General features: G+C 33.2%; 14 protein-coding genes and 3 pseudogenes. 10 read left to right on the forward strand and 7 right to left on the reverse strand.

Going from position 1 to position 16,609, the window contains the following annotated elements; all coding sequences use genetic code 11:
- Positions 1 to 7 precede the first annotated feature (7 nt).
- The 5 genes from AAGD53_RS03250 (at position 8) to AAGD53_RS03270 (ending at position 4,689) form a co-directional block, all read left to right on the forward strand.
- Positions 8 to 589 carry a phospholipid-binding protein MlaC gene (locus AAGD53_RS03250; RefSeq protein WP_341763261.1) on the forward strand — a complete coding sequence of 194 codons (582 nt, stop codon included), beginning with the start codon at positions 8 to 10 and terminating at the stop codon, positions 587 to 589.
- A gap of 433 nt (positions 590 to 1,022) precedes the next feature.
- Complete coding sequence (locus AAGD53_RS03255) at positions 1,023 to 2,018, forward strand: ribose-phosphate diphosphokinase (protein WP_341763262.1); 996 nt, start codon at positions 1,023 to 1,025, stop codon at positions 2,016 to 2,018.
- 14 nt (positions 2,019 to 2,032) lie between these two features.
- Complete coding sequence (locus tag AAGD53_RS03260; RefSeq protein WP_341763263.1) at positions 2,033 to 3,145, forward strand: alanine racemase; 1,113 nt, start codon at positions 2,033 to 2,035, stop codon at positions 3,143 to 3,145.
- Positions 3,135 to 3,914 (forward strand): ABC transporter permease, encoded by a 780-nt coding sequence (locus AAGD53_RS03265; protein WP_341763264.1) that lies wholly within the window; start codon positions 3,135 to 3,137, stop codon positions 3,912 to 3,914. The genes AAGD53_RS03260 and AAGD53_RS03265 overlap by 11 nt, the downstream gene beginning before the upstream one ends.
- A gap of 16 nt (positions 3,915 to 3,930) precedes the next feature.
- Positions 3,931 to 4,689 carry an ABC transporter ATP-binding protein gene (locus tag AAGD53_RS03270; protein ID WP_341763265.1) on the forward strand — a complete coding sequence of 253 codons (759 nt, stop codon included), beginning with the start codon at positions 3,931 to 3,933 and terminating at the stop codon, positions 4,687 to 4,689.
- Between the two features lie 87 nt (positions 4,690 to 4,776).
- On the opposite strand, the pseudogene AAGD53_RS03275 reads toward AAGD53_RS03270, so the two are convergent.
- Together AAGD53_RS03275 and AAGD53_RS03280 are read right to left on the reverse strand one after the other, a co-directional pair.
- Positions 4,777 to 5,163, reverse strand: a pseudogene (locus AAGD53_RS03275) (integrase core domain-containing protein); the annotation flags it as partial.
- 133 nt (positions 5,164 to 5,296) lie between these two features.
- Positions 5,297 to 5,848: a winged helix-turn-helix domain-containing protein gene (locus AAGD53_RS03280; RefSeq protein WP_341763266.1), complete on the reverse strand. Its 552-nt coding sequence runs from the start codon at positions 5,846 to 5,848 to the stop codon at positions 5,297 to 5,299.
- 137 nt (positions 5,849 to 5,985) lie between these two features.
- On the opposite strand from AAGD53_RS03280, the pseudogene AAGD53_RS03285 reads away from it, so the two are divergent.
- From AAGD53_RS03285 to AAGD53_RS03295, 3 genes and pseudogenes are all read left to right on the forward strand, one after another.
- A pseudogene (locus AAGD53_RS03285) lies at positions 5,986 to 6,755 on the forward strand (IS5 family transposase); the annotation flags it as partial.
- Between the two features lie 112 nt (positions 6,756 to 6,867).
- Positions 6,868 to 7,578 (forward strand): annotated as a pseudogene (locus AAGD53_RS03290) (helix-turn-helix domain-containing protein); the annotation flags it as partial.
- A gap of 91 nt (positions 7,579 to 7,669) precedes the next feature.
- On the forward strand, positions 7,670 to 9,307 hold the full coding sequence (locus AAGD53_RS03295) for an IS1634 family transposase (protein WP_341763267.1): 1,638 nt from the start codon (positions 7,670 to 7,672) through the stop codon (positions 9,305 to 9,307).
- Positions 9,308 to 9,526: 219 nt separating this feature from the next.
- Here the strand turns inward: AAGD53_RS03295 and AAGD53_RS03300 are convergent, their stop codons facing one another.
- The 3 genes from AAGD53_RS03300 to AAGD53_RS03310 form a co-directional block, all read right to left on the reverse strand.
- Positions 9,527 to 9,673 (reverse strand): hypothetical protein, encoded by a 147-nt coding sequence (locus AAGD53_RS03300; protein WP_341763268.1) that lies wholly within the window; start codon positions 9,671 to 9,673, stop codon positions 9,527 to 9,529.
- A gap of 144 nt (positions 9,674 to 9,817) precedes the next feature.
- Positions 9,818 to 9,985: a palindromic element RPE1 domain-containing protein gene (locus tag AAGD53_RS03305; protein WP_341763269.1), complete on the reverse strand. Its 168-nt coding sequence runs from the start codon at positions 9,983 to 9,985 to the stop codon at positions 9,818 to 9,820.
- On the reverse strand, positions 9,978 to 10,133 hold the full coding sequence (locus AAGD53_RS03310) for a Sec-independent protein translocase subunit TatA (RefSeq protein WP_341747719.1): 156 nt from the start codon (positions 10,131 to 10,133) through the stop codon (positions 9,978 to 9,980). Before AAGD53_RS03310 ends, AAGD53_RS03305 begins: the two co-directional genes overlap by 8 nt.
- A gap of 352 nt (positions 10,134 to 10,485) precedes the next feature.
- On the opposite strand from AAGD53_RS03310, the gene AAGD53_RS03315 reads away from it, so the two are divergent.
- Positions 10,486 to 11,286 carry an aminoglycoside phosphotransferase family protein gene (locus tag AAGD53_RS03315; protein WP_341763270.1) on the forward strand — a complete coding sequence of 267 codons (801 nt, stop codon included), beginning with the start codon at positions 10,486 to 10,488 and terminating at the stop codon, positions 11,284 to 11,286.
- Between the two features lie 127 nt (positions 11,287 to 11,413).
- On the opposite strand, the gene AAGD53_RS03320 is transcribed toward AAGD53_RS03315, so the two are convergent.
- Entirely contained in the window at positions 11,414 to 13,162 is a 1,749-nt protein-coding gene (locus AAGD53_RS03320) for a hypothetical protein (RefSeq protein ID WP_341763271.1), read from the reverse strand.
- Between the two features lie 432 nt (positions 13,163 to 13,594).
- Here AAGD53_RS03320 and AAGD53_RS03325 point away from each other — a divergent pair, with 432 nt between their 5' ends.
- The gene (locus AAGD53_RS03325; protein ID WP_341763272.1) at positions 13,595 to 14,431 is read left to right on the forward strand and encodes a DsbA family protein; all 837 of its coding nucleotides are present in this window, start codon (positions 13,595 to 13,597) and stop codon (positions 14,429 to 14,431) included.
- A gap of 642 nt (positions 14,432 to 15,073) precedes the next feature.
- Here the strand turns inward: AAGD53_RS03325 and AAGD53_RS03330 are convergent.
- Entirely contained in the window at positions 15,074 to 16,603 is a 1,530-nt protein-coding gene (locus AAGD53_RS03330; protein WP_341763273.1) for an HlyD family type I secretion periplasmic adaptor subunit, read from the reverse strand.
- Positions 16,604 to 16,609 lie beyond the last annotated feature (6 nt).

A 16,609-nucleotide genomic window follows, 5' to 3' on the forward strand; every position in this document is an offset into this window, starting at 1 on the left:
GTTACTTATGAAAAAAATTATTGTTTGCTTAATTTTAAGTTGCCTGTCCTTGTCAGCCTATTCTGCTACTGATAACAAAATGGTAGTTGATAATTATGTTAATCAACTAATAAGAGCTGGGCTAGATGTATGTAATGATGAGAGTTTAGATCAAGATGCCAAAATAGCTAAAACTAAAAAGCTAATTTTAGCTAACTTAGATCTGAATTGGATGGCTAAATTCACCCTTGGTGTTTACAGAAAAACTCTAACTCCTGAACAAATTAAACAATTCACAGAAGTTTACAGTAATTATGTAAGCAAGGCCTATGCTGATTTAGTAAAGAATTACCATGGTCAAGAACCTAAAGTTCAACAAGTGCGTGTTCTTGATGAAGGAGAGTTTATGGTAGAAATGTTAATAGGAACTGCTAAAGTAAATTACTTAGTACGTCAAGTAAAGGGTACAAGCGATAAAACTAATTTAAAAGTCTCAGATGTTATTACAGAAGGTGTTAGTCTTATCAATTCTCAACAGTCAGAGTTCATGAATATTCTCAGTAATAGTGGTTTTGATAAGTTAATAGATGAATTGGGAAAGAGGTCGTGATTTTTTAAAAGGCGTATACTTAATATGTCATTGCGAGCGAAAATATGTGAGCGTGGCAATCCATAGTACCCCACATTTTTCTATAATCGTCATAGCAAAGCTCTTTAGATGCCGTGGCGATCTAGGTAAACAGCGAAGCTGTTTTTTTAGAGTAACGCTTCGCGTATCTTGGATTGCTACGACGCCGCTTGCAGAAACTCCTCGCAATGACGCTTATGTTTGATTTGCTTATACATACTCAATCATTACGCTCTTAAGTTGACACCTATGCGTCATTGCGAGGAGACCGTAGGTCGACGAAGCAATCCATATGACAAGCTTCATGGATTGCCACGCTCACATACGTTCGCTCGCAATGACGATTTGAGCTTTCGACAGTTGTGGGAGCTTTATTTTATCGCAGCAATGCTACTACTCGTTAATAGACGACAACTTGAATAAAAATAATAAAAATATTTTTCATAAAACACTTAGTGCAAATTATAATTATTGTATACTACAGAAACTTAAACCAATTATTATAATTAGCATGAAAATTCTTGCAGGTCTTAGTCATAAAAAATTAGCTAGATATTTAGCTGAGGAACTAAATTGTGAATATGTGGAAACTTATATTACAGCTTTCGATGATGCTGAAACAAGGGTGGAAATCCTTGAAGATATGCATAAGTGTGATGTTGTTATAGTACAATCTACTTCTAGACCAGCCAATAACCACTTGATGGAACTTTTATTATTAGTTGATACGGTAAAAAGAGCAGGAGCTTCACAAGTAACTGCGGTTATACCGTATTTTGGTTATAGCCGCCAAGATCGTAGATATTGTAGTTTTACTCCAGTATCGAGCCGTCTTGTAGCGAGTATGCTGGAAGTTGCTGGTGTTAATCATGTAATAACTGTCGATTTGCATTCACAGCAATTAGAGGGTTTTTTTAAAATTCCACTACAAAATCTTGATCCAATAAGTTTATTTGCTCCGATTATTGAAACTTATAATAATTCTATTATTGTATCTCCAGATGTTGGTGGTTTTGCACGTGTACGTGATGTGAATAGGCTTTTTAACATGAATATAGCTGTTATTAATAAAAGTAGAGATGTCAAGAAGTCTAATGATAAATGCCAAATATCAGAAATAATAGGTAACGTTTCCGGCAAGCATTGTATATTAATTGATGATATTGTTGATAGTGGCGAAACCCTTTGTAAGGGAGCTAAGCTATTAATGGAAGTAGGAGCTTTATCTGTCAATGCTTTTATAACTCACCCAGTGCTTTCTAGAATGTCTAAAAAAAATATTCAGAATTCTGATATAATGAACGTATATATAACTGATACAATAGAAACTACTGATTTACCATCTAAGTTCCATGTAATATCAGTTGCTCCAATTATTATAGCAGCATTACAAAAATCTGTAAAATTATGAGAATTTAAAACTTTATGCATACTGATAAATGTACACTTGAAATAGACTTAGCAAAAATTCGTGCTAATTATCGTATTATTTCTAAAATTTGTAAAACTTCAGAGATTGCTTCTGTGGTAAAGGCTAACAGCTATGGACTTGGTGCTGATGCTATCGCACCAGCCTTACAGATGGAGAATTGTCAAAGTTTTTTTGTAACCTCAGTTGATGAAGGAATATCATTGCGTAAAGTATTGGGGCAAAAATCTAATAAAAAACCTAATATTTTTGTGTTTAATGGTGTATTTAGCAATGATGTTGAGGAATTTAGAAATAGTAATTTAATTCCCGTACTTAATAGTTTAAAACAAGTTGAAATTTGGCAAGAGTTTGCCTCTCTTAAAAAAGAAGTATTACCTTGTACAATCCATGTTGATACTGGTATGAATCGCTTAGGAATGCTCGACACAGAAATACAACATATAATAGACAAACCTGATCTATTAGTTGGTCTTGAATTGCAGTATATTATAAGTCATTTATCTGCATCTGAAGTAGTTGATGATCCTTATAATTTACAACAATTAAAAAAGTTTAAGCATTATTTAAAATATTTCCCAAAAGTCAAAGCTAGTCTAGCTAACTCTAGTAGTATATTTCTAGGGAAAGAATATCATTTTGACTTAATACGCCCTGGTGCTGCATTGTATGGTATTAATCCTTTGGGTAATACATTTAAAAATCCAATGCATAATCCAATAAGACTGACTGCTCCAATAATACAATTGCAAGAATTACCACCGGAAAGTTACATTGGTTACAATATGACCTTTAAAACAAATAGTAATAGGCTAATTGCTACCTTACCTCTTGGTTATGCTGATGGCTATCCCCGGGCTTTTAGCAATTGTGGGGTAGTAGTTATTGATTCGTATTCAGCTCCTGTAGTTGGCAGGGTGTCAATGGATTCAATTACTGTTGATGTTACTGAACTACCACCAAACAAAATTTTTCTAGGACAACAAGCTGAAATTATAGGGAATTATTGTACTTTAGATAAAATAGCGAATATAATAAATACCATTGGTTATGAAATTCTCACTCTACTAGGTAGCAGATATAAGAGAGTATACAAAAATGATTCTTGATACCGTTAGTTTATTAGGTAAACATACTATTGGTTTTGCAAGGACTATAGGGGCTTTTTCTCTATTTACTATTGCGGGAGTCACTAGTATTTTTAAAAGACCTTTATACTACAACTTAGTATTAAAGCAGTTATTGTCTATAGGTTTTTATTCCCTACCAGTTGTAGCTATGACTACCTTTTTTTCCGGTGCTGTGCTGGCATTACAAAGTTATACAGGTTTTTCTCGTTTCTCAGCTGAAAGTTCAATAGCTACGGTGGTAGTCCTTTCAATAACTAGAGAGCTTGGACCAGTTCTTGCTGGTCTTATGGTTGCTGGTAGAGTTGGTGCATCAATTGCTGCTGAAATAGCTACTATGAGAGTGACTGAACAAATAGATGCTCTTTATACTTTGTCAACTGATCCCATAAAATATTTAGTTTTTCCAAGAGTACTAGCCGCAGTTATTACGTTACCATGTTTAGTATTAATAGGTGATATATTAGGAGTAATGGGTGGTTATTTGGTAAGTGTTTATAAGCTTGATTTTAATAGCTTTAATTATATAACGAATAGCTTTAAGTTTTTAGAACCAATAGATGTCATTTCTGGTTTGGTAAAAGCAGCAGTGTTTGGTTTTATTATCTCAATAGTAAGTTGTTATAGTGGTTATTATTCAGGTACAGGAGCAAAAGGAGTTGGGACGAGTACAACTTCCGCGGTAGTAAATTCTTCAGTTCTTATTCTAATCAGTAATTACTTGATAACAGAGTTGTTTTTTAAAGTATAAGACTCGAGAATAGATTATGGATGAATCAAAAATAAAAATACGCTCATTATATAAATCTTTTGGCGATCATAAGGTACTTGATGGTATAGACTTAGATATAAAGCGAAATAGTTCAATAGTAATTCTTGGGGGATCAGGAACTGGTAAATCAGTGTTAATAAAGACTATAGTTGGTTTAATGCAGGCTGATGAAGGTAGTATAGTTATTGATGAAGTGGAGACTGTAAATATTCCAAGTAAAGATAGATTTAAAATGATGAAAACCATGGGATTTCTATTTCAGGGAGGGGCTCTTTTTGATTCTTTAACTGTTCAAGATAATATTACATTCTTTACTGAAAAATTGTATAAATTATCTCCAAAAAATAAAGAGGAGTTAGCTGCATCTAAACTCAATTCTGTAGGTTTGTCTACAAAAATACTGGGTCTTTATCCATCTGAGCTTTCTGGAGGTATGCAAAAGCGAGTATCTCTAGCTAGGGCTATTTGTGGCGATCCGTTGATTCTTTTCCTTGATGAACCAACTACCGGTCTTGACCCTATAATGGCTAATGTTATCAATGAATTAATAATTAAAGTTCAGGAAGAGCTAAAGGCTACTACCATCACCATAACTCATGATATGAATAGTGCTTATATGATAGCTAAAGAGGTTGCTATGATTTATAAAGGGAAGATTTTATGGTTTGGTAAAAAAGATGAGATAAAAAATAGTGATAATCCTTACTTGCAACAATTTGTTAATGGTTTAACTACTGGACCAATTGAGATTTAGTATGGTGTATTCAATAATAGAAAGTCAACTAAATCTACAAAATTAAATAATGTACTAGTTACGACTTAATCTGACAATAAGTAATAATCAGGCAGCTTGATAAGTAATAGCCAAATTGTCTGATATTCTCTCTATATTACTAATATTTTTATCTTTAGCAATATAAAGTGAATCTCTAAAAGTTTGCATTGGTGTTTTACCAAAACAATGTTTACCTGAATGAGACCTTTCGTTATTATAATTTGTAAGCCAAGTATCTATATCAGCTTGTAACTCATCTAATGTATTATAGAGCTTTTTACGGAATAGAATGTGATAGCACTCTTCCTGCATAGTTTTGTGAAAACGCTCACATATACCATTAGTTTGAGGGCTATATGCTTTAGTTCTAGAATGATCTATATTCTCAATACCAAGATATAGTTGATAAGCATGATTCTCAGGTTTACCACAATATTCCGTGACTCTATCTGTATTGGACAAAATGCTCCATAAATATAACTATACTCCCGGATAACTTGTTTGGCGACACCAAGTCTGTTGCCTTTGTAACTCCAACATCTTTTTATATCATTTATCCTTCCAAAACGAGACTCATCTTGAAACATCACTTGTAATTCAAGTCCCTGTGATTTAGATTGTGTATTTGCGGCGGTAACCACTGAGCTGAAGTTTTTTTAAAAGTTTCCATCTCATCTTTATTTTGCTTTGGATGATGGGGACGAGGGAAAACTTTACGCCAACAATGACGATGTAACATTTTGTAGATTGCTGATTTAGTTACTTTCTTTTGCAAAACTTCTTCATATTTTTTCTGTATTTCTCTGACTACTACAATTTCCCCTTGTGATGCTCTATCATTAAAAGATTCCAGTATTTTACTTTCATTAGCCTCGTCCATATAGCAATGATTCCTACCACCTCTTTTAGTTTTTTTTAATACTGATTCTCCTAGTTTGTAATAAGCTGTATGAATTTGCCTAACTCGACTAATACTTAAACCGGTAATTTCAGAAATCTGTTTAGGTAAATATAAAAACTTGGCACGTAAATAAATACATTGAATCTTACGAAATGTTATCATATCTGAGGCTGATTTTAATAAAAATTCCATCCGACAAACTGTTTCTGATGGATAAACATATTGATAACCTGACATTAGCTTTTTTATTCTATAACTTAAATTATACCATCTTCATTCTTTATTGAAAGATAATTAGTATAAGAGCTTGTCTGCAAACTAAAATTAAGGTATGATGAAGTGAACAAAGTATTATTAGTAAGAAGTATAGAAGAATGAGCAGAAAAAATTATCCAACAGATTTAACAGATGAAGAATGGTTAAGGATAGAGGGTTTGTTTCAAGTATCGTATGTAAAGGGAGGTAGACCTTTAAAACATAGCAAAAGAGAGATTTTGAATGCAATTTTTTATGTATTACGTACTGGGTGTCAGTGGAGATATATGCCGCATGACTTTCCAATTTGGAAGACAGTATATGAACAATTTAGAAGATGGAAGAAGCAAGGTGTATTTGAACGTATGAACCATGAACTTATCAAGGATGTTAGACGAAAATTAGGTAGAAATGAGTATCCTAGTGCTTGCATAATAGATAGTCAGTCTGTCAAGACAACAGAAAAAGGGGAGCTAAAGGTTATGATGGAGCTAAGAAAATTAAGGGCAGAAAGAGGCATATTATTACCGATACACAAGGTTTTGTGTTAGGTTGTTATGTCGGTTCTGCGAATGAGAATGATCGATACGGAGCTACAGTGCTACTCAGTAACATGCAAAAAGAGTACACTACTATTAAACAAATGTGGGCTGATATGGGGTATCAGTCTAAAGATTTAAAGGGTCTCATTAAGGAAAAGTATAACATAGATTTAGAAATTGTTAAACGCCCAGTGTGCAGATTTTGGATACCAAAAAATACACCACTAGAACTATTGCCAACAAGGGAAGTTGGGTTTAAAGTACAGCCAAGGCGATGGGTTGTTGAGAGAAGCTTTGCTTGGATAAATAGAAATAGAAGGCTCTCCAAGGAATATGATTTTCTTACTGATTTGTAAAAGTAAAGACTTGATCTGACAGTTTGGAGTTGTTGGGTACGAAAATATCGAATAAAATCGTACCCAGCAAATTTTAACAACCTCTTATTAAGGAGACTGTCAAATGATAACATATCAAGAAAAAATCATAAAACCAAGAATTGGTTTATTACAATTAGCAGAACAACTAGGAAACGTATAGTAAGCTTGTAAAGTAATGGGCTATAGCAGAGATACATTTTACCGTGCAACCTATAAGGAACTGCATGAACAAGGTGGAGCAGAATCTTTGTTTGAGATGACTAGAAAGAAGCCATGTTTGAAGAATCGTGTTCCATCTAATATCGAGGATGCAGTAGTTAATATAGCTGTTGAATTTCCTGCTTATGGTCAGGAACGTACTGCTAATGAATTACATAGGAGAGGTATCGTTATCTTTGGAGGTGGAGTAAGGTCTGTTTGGCTACGTCATGATCTAGAGAATTTCAAAAAGCGTCTAAAAGCATTGGATGCTAAAGTTGCAAATGCTGGTATTATTTTGAGTGATGCACAACTTGCTGCACTTGAGAAAATCAAGAATAAACGTGAAGCAACTGGTGAGATTGAAACCATGCATCCTGGTTACCTTGGCTCTCAAGATACCTATTATGTTGGAAACATTAAAGGCATAGGACGTATCTACCAACAAACCTTTGTAGACACTTATTCTAGGGTAGCTATTTGTAAGCTTTATACCGAGAAAACAGCTATTACTACAGCAGACCATTTGAATGATAGGGTTATTCCATTTTTTGAAAAGTATAATATCCCTTTGCTTCGAATCTCATCTTCTAGACGAAAAAGTGCTTAAAACACCTAAAGAATGAGGTTTATAAGGATTTTGCTATAAGATTTGTAGTCATGTAAATGATATTTTTTATTTGACAATGCTAGAATTTAGAGATATAATCTCTTTCATGTATATTACAACTGTTCCAAATAGAAATTCTTGTCCTGCAATATTGCTTCGTACCTCTTATCGCGAAGACGGGAAAGTATTAAATAAAACCCTAGCTAACTTAACTAACTGGGATGATTTACGCATTGAGGCTTTTAAGAAGATGCTTAAAGGTGAATTTGATGGTTTAGATGGTGTTCCTGAGGTTGGTGAAAGTTTTGGGACTATTTTTCTACTAAAAAGAATTGCTGATGAAATTGGTATTACTAAGGCTCTTGGCACTAGAAGCAAAGAAGCTTTATTGAGTCTATTTTTGGTTTTAGCACGCTTTGCTCACCAAGGGTCTAGACTTTCCAGCGTGAAATGGGCGAAATCGCATGCGATATCTGATGTATTATCTGTCGATTCATTTGATGAAAACCATTTATATCAGGCTCTAGAATGGTTAGAAGAGAACCAAGAAAAGATCGAATTAAAATTATTTAAAACTTATCAAAAGAAAAATAACAAGCCGCCTGTTATGCTTTTATATGACGTCACTTCCAGCTATTTCGAAGGAACAGAGAATGAACTTGCGGAATATGGGTACAATCGGGATAAAAAGAAGGGTAAAAAGCAAATAGTGATTGGTCTATTAACTGATGATCATGGCGAACCTTTGGCTGTTAGAGTTTTTAAGGGTAATAGTGCTGATCCTTCTACCATTTATGAGCAGATTGAGCTAGTAAAATCTAATTTTGGTATTAAGAATATAGTCTTTGTTGGTGATAAAGGAATGATTAAGGGGACAGGCAAAGAAGCCCTGACCAAAGAAGGGTGGGACTATATTACAACCTTAAGTAAAGTTGAGATTGAAAGCTTAAAGAAAAGCGGAGTTTTACAATATAGTTTTTTTGAAGAACAGCTATGCGAAGTAACCAATAATGGCAAAAGATATATTTTAAGGAAGAATGGTTCTATAGCCCGAAAAGTTGAGTTTGATAGGAATACCCGAGTTGAAAAATTGGTTGCAAAGATTGAAGAGCGTAATATATATGTATCAACCCATAAGAAAGCAAAGCTAGAACTTGGTTTAAATAATATTCAAAAAATTGCCAAAGAATGGCGGATAGATAAATTTATCAACCTAAAATTAGATGGCAACCAAATAGTGGTTGAAATTGATCAAGATAAGAAAAAAGAGTTGTTTGCTCTTGATGGTTGTTATGCGATTGAAACACAGATTGAAATTAAACTGATGAGTAAAGAATTGGTTGATAAAGCTTACCATAATTTACATGAAGTAGAATCGAATTTTAGCAGTATGAAGACAGGATTACTCGAAGTAAGACCGATCTTTTTAAGGAAAAGCAACAGAACGAAGGGACATGTATTTGTTTGTATGTTGGCATTAAAAATATGGCACTATATGAAAAATAAGTTGAAACAAGGTTGTGGCGTAACCAAGGATGGTAAATATAATGTGACCATTGAGGAAGCATTAAGAGAGCTGGATAAAGTATGTTTTTTATATTACACAATCAAGGGTTGCAAAGTTGCAAGATTACCAAAATTAAGCGAGTTTCAACAAAATTTATTCAATTTATTTGATTTAACGATGCCCCAAATGACAAAATCTGCAAAATGATAAAATGTAGTCAGTAACAAAAATTTAATTTTCTGTCCCACACACCGCATGATAACCTACTTCTATAGCATAATTTTTGCTCATATTTATCTCGAAGATGAGTCGCGAGGCGTCGATAGACGCCGTGGCGATCTCATGAAGTAAGCTCTTCTTCACAAGATTGCCACGTCGTCGCTTACAGCGACTCCTCGCTAATAGACGGTTTAGGGCTTACAAAGCTCATCGCGATGACGGTTTTTTAACTTTCAACAGTTGTGGTCTTACAGCCTCCTCGCAATGACGCTGTGGTATAGGTGTTTGTAAACTTTCGACAGTTGTGGTGTTATACCATTTCCGAAAACTAATCATCACGTCGTCGTATTTCATAATCTCCGCTCCTCACGTACTAGTTGTACGCGAAGGTAGCTGACACTCGTACTCCGAGTAGCAATTTAGTTTTGGGAAATGGTATTACGGATTCGAGAACGAAAATAACGATCGATAAGAATTAGATAGAAATCTTCACATCACCTAGCAAAACAGGTTATTAGACTTCTTTCGAAACTCTACTTCTGCTGGTGATTTGTACGTCGATGCGGTACTCGAATCCTCACGTACATTAGAGTACGCTGCGGGTCGAGGTTCCGCGTCTCCTTCACACCCTTGCGCATAAGCGAGTTTCGAAAGAAGTCTATTCATCTTTTTTCTTATCAATGTCTTTCATTCCTTCCTTGAAAGCTTTAAGACCTTTTGCAAGATCTGACATCACTTGAGGCAACTTACCAGCTCCAAACAACACTAAGATGATTAATAAGATCACTAATAAGTGGCTGAAGCTCATTCCCATAATATCAATTTTATAAGTTTTAAGTTAGAATTACCTATAATATTATAGCAAATAGTTAATTTGATCTAGCATAAAAAAATACAAATTTATTATCAACCTCAATTTCGGATTAATTTCATTAATCCGAAATTGGAATGAGAATGTAAACAATCAGGTTTAAAGTGGTTTGATGCCTGATTGTTAAATATTTCATTTGCTAATAATATTATTAGCTAAGATTATTAGCGATAATAGATTAAAATGCATTTGTGCCAGCCGCTTCAAGAATGCATTTTTCTGAGGTCATCATGAAAACATTTGAAACTAACATTACTAATATCTATGGTGTTCAAGGTAAGGTTTGGTTAATGATTTGCCAAAAATTGTCCATAAATTGGTCAAGGAGTACGGTTTGTCTAGCTTAAATCCAGTTAAGAACTTGAGTTACCATTATGTCCTAGCAGGCTTCCAAGGTTATCAGCCAATTATCTTAAAGTTAGGGCTAGACATTGATGATCTTAAGAGAGAATCAACAGCTTTAAAAGTTTTTTCTAAATTTGGAGGGGTGAAGGTTTTAGCTGAAAGCACCGGCTTACTGCTAGTTGAGCAGGCTATTTCTAATATATCATTAAAATCCTATTTTCCTGTAAAAGATTACGAGGCTATTAAAATAGCATGTAATGTAATGAAAAGATTACACTATGCACCTTTGCCATCAGAAGGTTTTCCTTATGTCACAGATTGGTTGGCAGTATTAGATAAAGAATGGGATGTGCCAACTTACTACTTAGAAAAAGCTAGACAATTGCGAGATAAATTACTAGGCACATCGTCAATGTTAGTTTTACTTCATGGTGATTTACATCATGATAATATTCTACAAAGTGGTGATAATTGGGTGGTTATTGATCCTAAAGGAGTTATCGGTGAAAAAGCATATGAGGTAGCAGCATTTATTCGTAATCCTCTCCCTGAACTCCTTGCTTTAGAAGAGGTTGAGAGTATTATTGCAAATCGCATCATTAAGTTTGCAACTCTCTTGGATTTAGATACGGAGCGAATTAGCGATTGGTGTTTTGTCCAATCTGTACTTTCTTGGGTTTGGGCTTTAGAAGATGGTTCTGACGTGCGTATGTCAGCAAATCTTACAAAAATTTTTGATATAGTCAATTGATGAGAATTTGGTGACGTCGTCACTCGTCTATTATCTATAGGCTTCGCTCCATCGTTCCTAGCATCAAATTCTCCTGAATTGACTATAATCTGCTTATTAATACACCCCTAAAAAAGGGTTCTTATATCTAATTGAGGTTAGTATATTCATTTAGAATTCTCTTGATATTATTGAGCATGGTAAGTTCATTTTTCTTTCTAGTAAATACATAATATATTACTTTACTTATAGTGGTGCGTTTTTTAACTTGCACAACCAACTCTTGTTGAACGATTGTTCGAATTGTAGTTAGATTACCATTCATTAAAAATTGTGATAAAAGTTGAAGCTGTTCAACACTAAAATTTGTTAGTAATATTCTAATAATTACCGTAACATAACCTGCAGGAGTTGTTATACTAGTTCTCCTGACATGTTTTTTAAAACTTAAACTAGATGTTTTATTTAAATATTTGTCACTAAAAGTTTCTACAAAATTTATTTCACATAATTGTTTTTTTACTTCTAACCTTTCTTGTTCAATTAGTCTTAACGTTCTAACTGAAGTAACATTACTATTTATCTTATAATCAGCTGCGATTCTACATGTTATTACCTGTTGTACAAACTCTGCATAATTTAGCTCTTTTTTTAATAATGAAGTAATATTTTTAAATAACAACTGATACCTAGTTTTTAAAGCATTTTTAGTAAAACTATCTAAAGAAGCATATCGTTTGATAATTTTAACTTCAAGTTTTGCAGAAAATTTAGACTCAATAGAAGAAATCATTAAAGAAATAGTATGACCACTTTGGATATTTTGAGTTAACCTTTTTCTAATCTGAGCTAATATATAATTCAGATCAGAATCTTCTGTTATATTGAGCATCCTGATAGCATCTATATGCTTTGTAATATTAATTAAAATTTCATGCATAAAGACATTTTGCCGAAGTAAGAATCTTTCTATTATAGCGAACTCTGCATTTTCTATCTGATGTATTATTGCATTATAATTTTCAAATAATACTGAAAGCTCATACCCTGAATTATTAAGTTTACTGAAACTCTTCCTAAATTTTGACTCGTCATGTATTCTTAGCAAAATATGGTTTATGGTCTGAGATTTAATACATAAATCTTTTAGCCTATTATATAAGCAAATTAATTTAGCATTGGTTAACTCCATCAATACATTGTGATCATCTATTAAAAAATTAGTAATTTTTTTAAAAATGTATTCGTAATCTACTGTGTTCTCTTCTTTCAGTGTTAATAATATATTAGCATGAAATAACAAAGGAACAGATTCTTTCTTTATGTCAATAGTAGAATCAATCTGCCATAATTCTTTAATGAACAACAATTGATCTAAAAGTAGATTTTGTTGCTCAAGCGATAAATTATCTAAATTCAAAACAATGGCAGTTGCCTGTAAATTATTTATAACATCTTGATTTTTAACATCTTCAATTATTAATATACAACAATGTTGTACAAAGTTTCTAGCTAAATCCATTACAGGTTTTAGTGCCTTATTATTTTCTTCATGATGTAAAGTGGAAGAACTTTTTAAGCAATCAACCAATTGATTAAGAGAGGTAACAAAATTTGTTACCTCTTCCATTTGATATTTTTGTTGCTTTAACGTTTCAATGGAGAGAGGTCCGTAATGCTCAAGAACAGAGAGCAAGTTCTTTTGACTATCTAGACTAAGATAATCAAGCAAGTCACTATTCTGTTGTAGAATCTTTATAATATTAAAAGTACGCAAAGACCTTTTTAAAGTACTAGGATACTTACAAGACACGATACATTCAGAGCTTAAAGAGACAAAACAGCCTTTTAATCTTTCTGTATACTTACTAATGACCTTAGTATTAAAATCTTTCATAATTAATTTTCTTATCGTGTTATTCAGTATCTAGGGAGGAGAATCAATTAACTAATCGGAACATAAGTTATAAGGATGTATACCCATTTCATGCTACCATCAAGCATTATATCAGTATCATCATGGTATCCCAATATATTTTTCACTTCTTCTTGGGTTGTGTTACCTTATTTACAAATAAGACTTAATTATCATGAAAGTTACGCGGGGGTTCAAATCATTATAACAATATTTTTATTTTAACTAATAGTATTTTTGCATTTATTAGAAAAAATATTTATAGTATATAAATTAGTTATTTTGTTACGAATAAGTAAAAATTTTTATTGCTTAAATACCAGTAAAACCTTATTTTTATAAGGACTTCTCATAAGGAATATAAAATCCTGAAGAGTAAAGTATTTAATTTAACTTAAAACTATATCAAAACTTATGCATAATATCCTTATCATTATAATTTCATTATTGTTAATATCATGTTCGGAAGAAAGTGATAAATCTAATAATAAAAACGAGCAACCTGATAATAAGGCTGAAGTGACTCAGGAAAAAGTTCCACAAGAAGAAAATAATGACAACCTTGCCAATGATAAATGGAATACAATAGTAAATCCTCAAGACAGTACGGCTTCAACTAATACGGAAGAACCTCTAGATACGGTAGAGGATTCTGCTACTAACTCTACTGATAATGTTAGCTTGAAACAGATGCCTTATAAACCAACTTTCAATGTTAGCCAAAATGATATAGTTCTTGGTAATGTTAAGGCAACTGTAGTGGTAGTTGAGTATTTTTCTCCAACTTGCCCACATTGTGCTTATTATCATGAAAAAATTCTACCTGAGCTTAAAAAGAAATATATTGATACCAATAAAATTGCTTATATAATTCGTGAATTTGTCGGTAATAAGCAAGATTTAGATGCAGCAATTTTGGCACGTTGTCCAAATGATCTAGAGAGTTTTCTTAAATTCCAAAGTGTAATACTAGCACAACAAGATAAATGGGGCAGTAGTAATAGATATCGTGAATTATTAACAAATATAGCTCAAATTGGTGGAGTATCCGCAGAAACTTATGCTAAATGTCTTAATGATAATCAAATTGTCGAAACATTACTTGCTAATACTAACCTTGCTGCTAGTTCACAAGGTTTTGTTGGTACACCCGCATTTTTTGTTAATGGCATACTAACAAATGGATATAGTTTAGAAATCCTTTCTAGGGTAATTGATAAAACGTTAGAAAACTCTAGTATACTCAAATGATTTGAAGAATTGGATTTGAAAATGAATGGTGAGCATGCTAGGTGTACATATAGTATAGTTACGCATGCGAATCCATGATATTTTCAAAAAACAATTCTTTAAAGCAGAAGAGTATATCAAATCCGAAAATTAATACACTTACTTAATCTCAACTATCGATGTAACAAGCTAATCATAGTACATTTTTCTATAATCGTCATAGCAAGACTCTTTAGATGCCGTGGCGATCTAGGTAAACAGCGAAGCTGTTTTTTTAGAGTAACGCTTCGTGTATCTTGGATTGTTGCGTCGCCGCTTTTTCGCGACTCCTCGCTAATAGACGATCAGCAGCCATTTTAATGGTGGTTATATAAAAAAAGTAGGGTATTATGATATACTCGATGAAAATCAACAATTGCGTTGTCGTTGTCCAAGACCGCAGGTAGCCACGTACTAATGTACGCTGCGCTCCTCGGCTTGAACACTCCTAGCACTTGTTGATTTTGATTCTATCGTCTACCAACTCTTCATTTACGAGCAGTATAACAGACCTTCTATGTTATTTTTTTAGATTCCCGCCGAAGCGGGAATGACAGCGTTTTAATGTTAGTACTATTTGTAGTACTAGGCATTTTTGGCTAAAACCTTCTTTGGTTAGCTATATCATTTCTCTTTAAATGCTCTAAACATCGTATCAGTAATAGGATCAAGTAAATATCTCAGGAGAGTCCTTGTGCCAGTGACAATTTGAACTTCCGCTTGCATACCAGGATGTAACTCTAACTTTTTAGCTTTTGCAATCTTATTAAACTCATCCATATCAATCTCAATTCTAGCGATATAATAAGTGGTAGGATCTTGGCTTGGAGTATTTCTGTCTTGTACAATATCAGGAGATATTTTAACAACTTTGCCAGTAAATAACGGCGTTGTTCTAGATTTAAAAGCACTGAAGCGAATTTTTGCTACCAAGCCTTCATGCACTGAATCTATATTCTTGCTTGGAACTTTTGCTTCTATTATCAAACTATCATCAGTTGGAGAAATCTCTAGAATCGGATAACTTGGTGAAATCACCTGTCCTATTGTATGATAGTTCAATACATTTATAATACCATCAACTGGTGATTTAATAACCACTCGATTTAAAGAGTCCTGATGTGCATTAAATGCCTCTTTAAAACGAGCTACTAGCTCTTGTGTCTCTTTTAGTTCAGTCAGAGTTTTCTCTGTATATTTATTCTGTAAGTTAATAATGCTAATCTCACACTCTGTAATCGAATGCTTAATAGATGCAATCTCAGCTTCTGCCATAGCTATCTCACTTTTGTACTGTGCTTCCTTAGCTTCTAAGTCTAATAAAGCGGCTTTATTGGCAAAACCTTTTCCATGCAATGTATCCATTGCCTTTAAACGATCCTTAACAACCTCTAGAGTTTTTACATTTGCAACTTTTTTAGCCTGCGTACCTTCGATTCTTTTATTTAATTGCTCGATCCTTTGATGTAAGGCATTTTTTTCACTTTTATATACTTCTTTTTTAGACTGAAATAAATTTTCTTGGGTATGTATAATCCTTGCTACTTCAGGTAAATTGATATTTTTAGTTAATAATTCTGGGAATTCAATCTTATCTTGATTATCTCTCTCAGCAATTAAACGACTTTCCGTTGCTAAAGCATGTCTATATTGGCTTAAATTACTTTCATATGCTGACTTAATTCTTGTATCTTCTAGCTCTATTAATTTATCACCTTCTTTAACTTGATCACCTTGTTTAACAAAAATATTAGCTATAATTCCACCTTCTTGGTGATTAATTGTCTTCTTATTACCACTCGTTATAACAACACCCAATGCTGTAGCAGCACTATCAAGAGGAGCAAAACTGCCCCATACCCCTCCAACTAATACAAAAAAGATTATTACATACACTCCAAAAAGAATAGGGGATCTAGCAATCTGCACTACATCATTGCGATCAACATCATTATTTTTAGTAACAAAATTGACGAAACGATCAAGATAATATAATGTATTTTTAATGGCATTAGAAATCTTTACTATTACCTTTTGTGATACAATAGCTCCCTTTGTTTTTTTTGTGTGTGTTAAATCATTTTGTAGCGACAAAAGTTGTTTAAGTTGCTCCGCTGTAAATGCCGGCTTATTGTTATTTGACTTTTCTTCCATATTTAA

Source organism: Candidatus Tisiphia endosymbiont of Melanophora roralis, assembly GCF_964026575.1.
GTDB lineage: Bacteria > Pseudomonadota > Alphaproteobacteria > Rickettsiales > Rickettsiaceae > Tisiphia.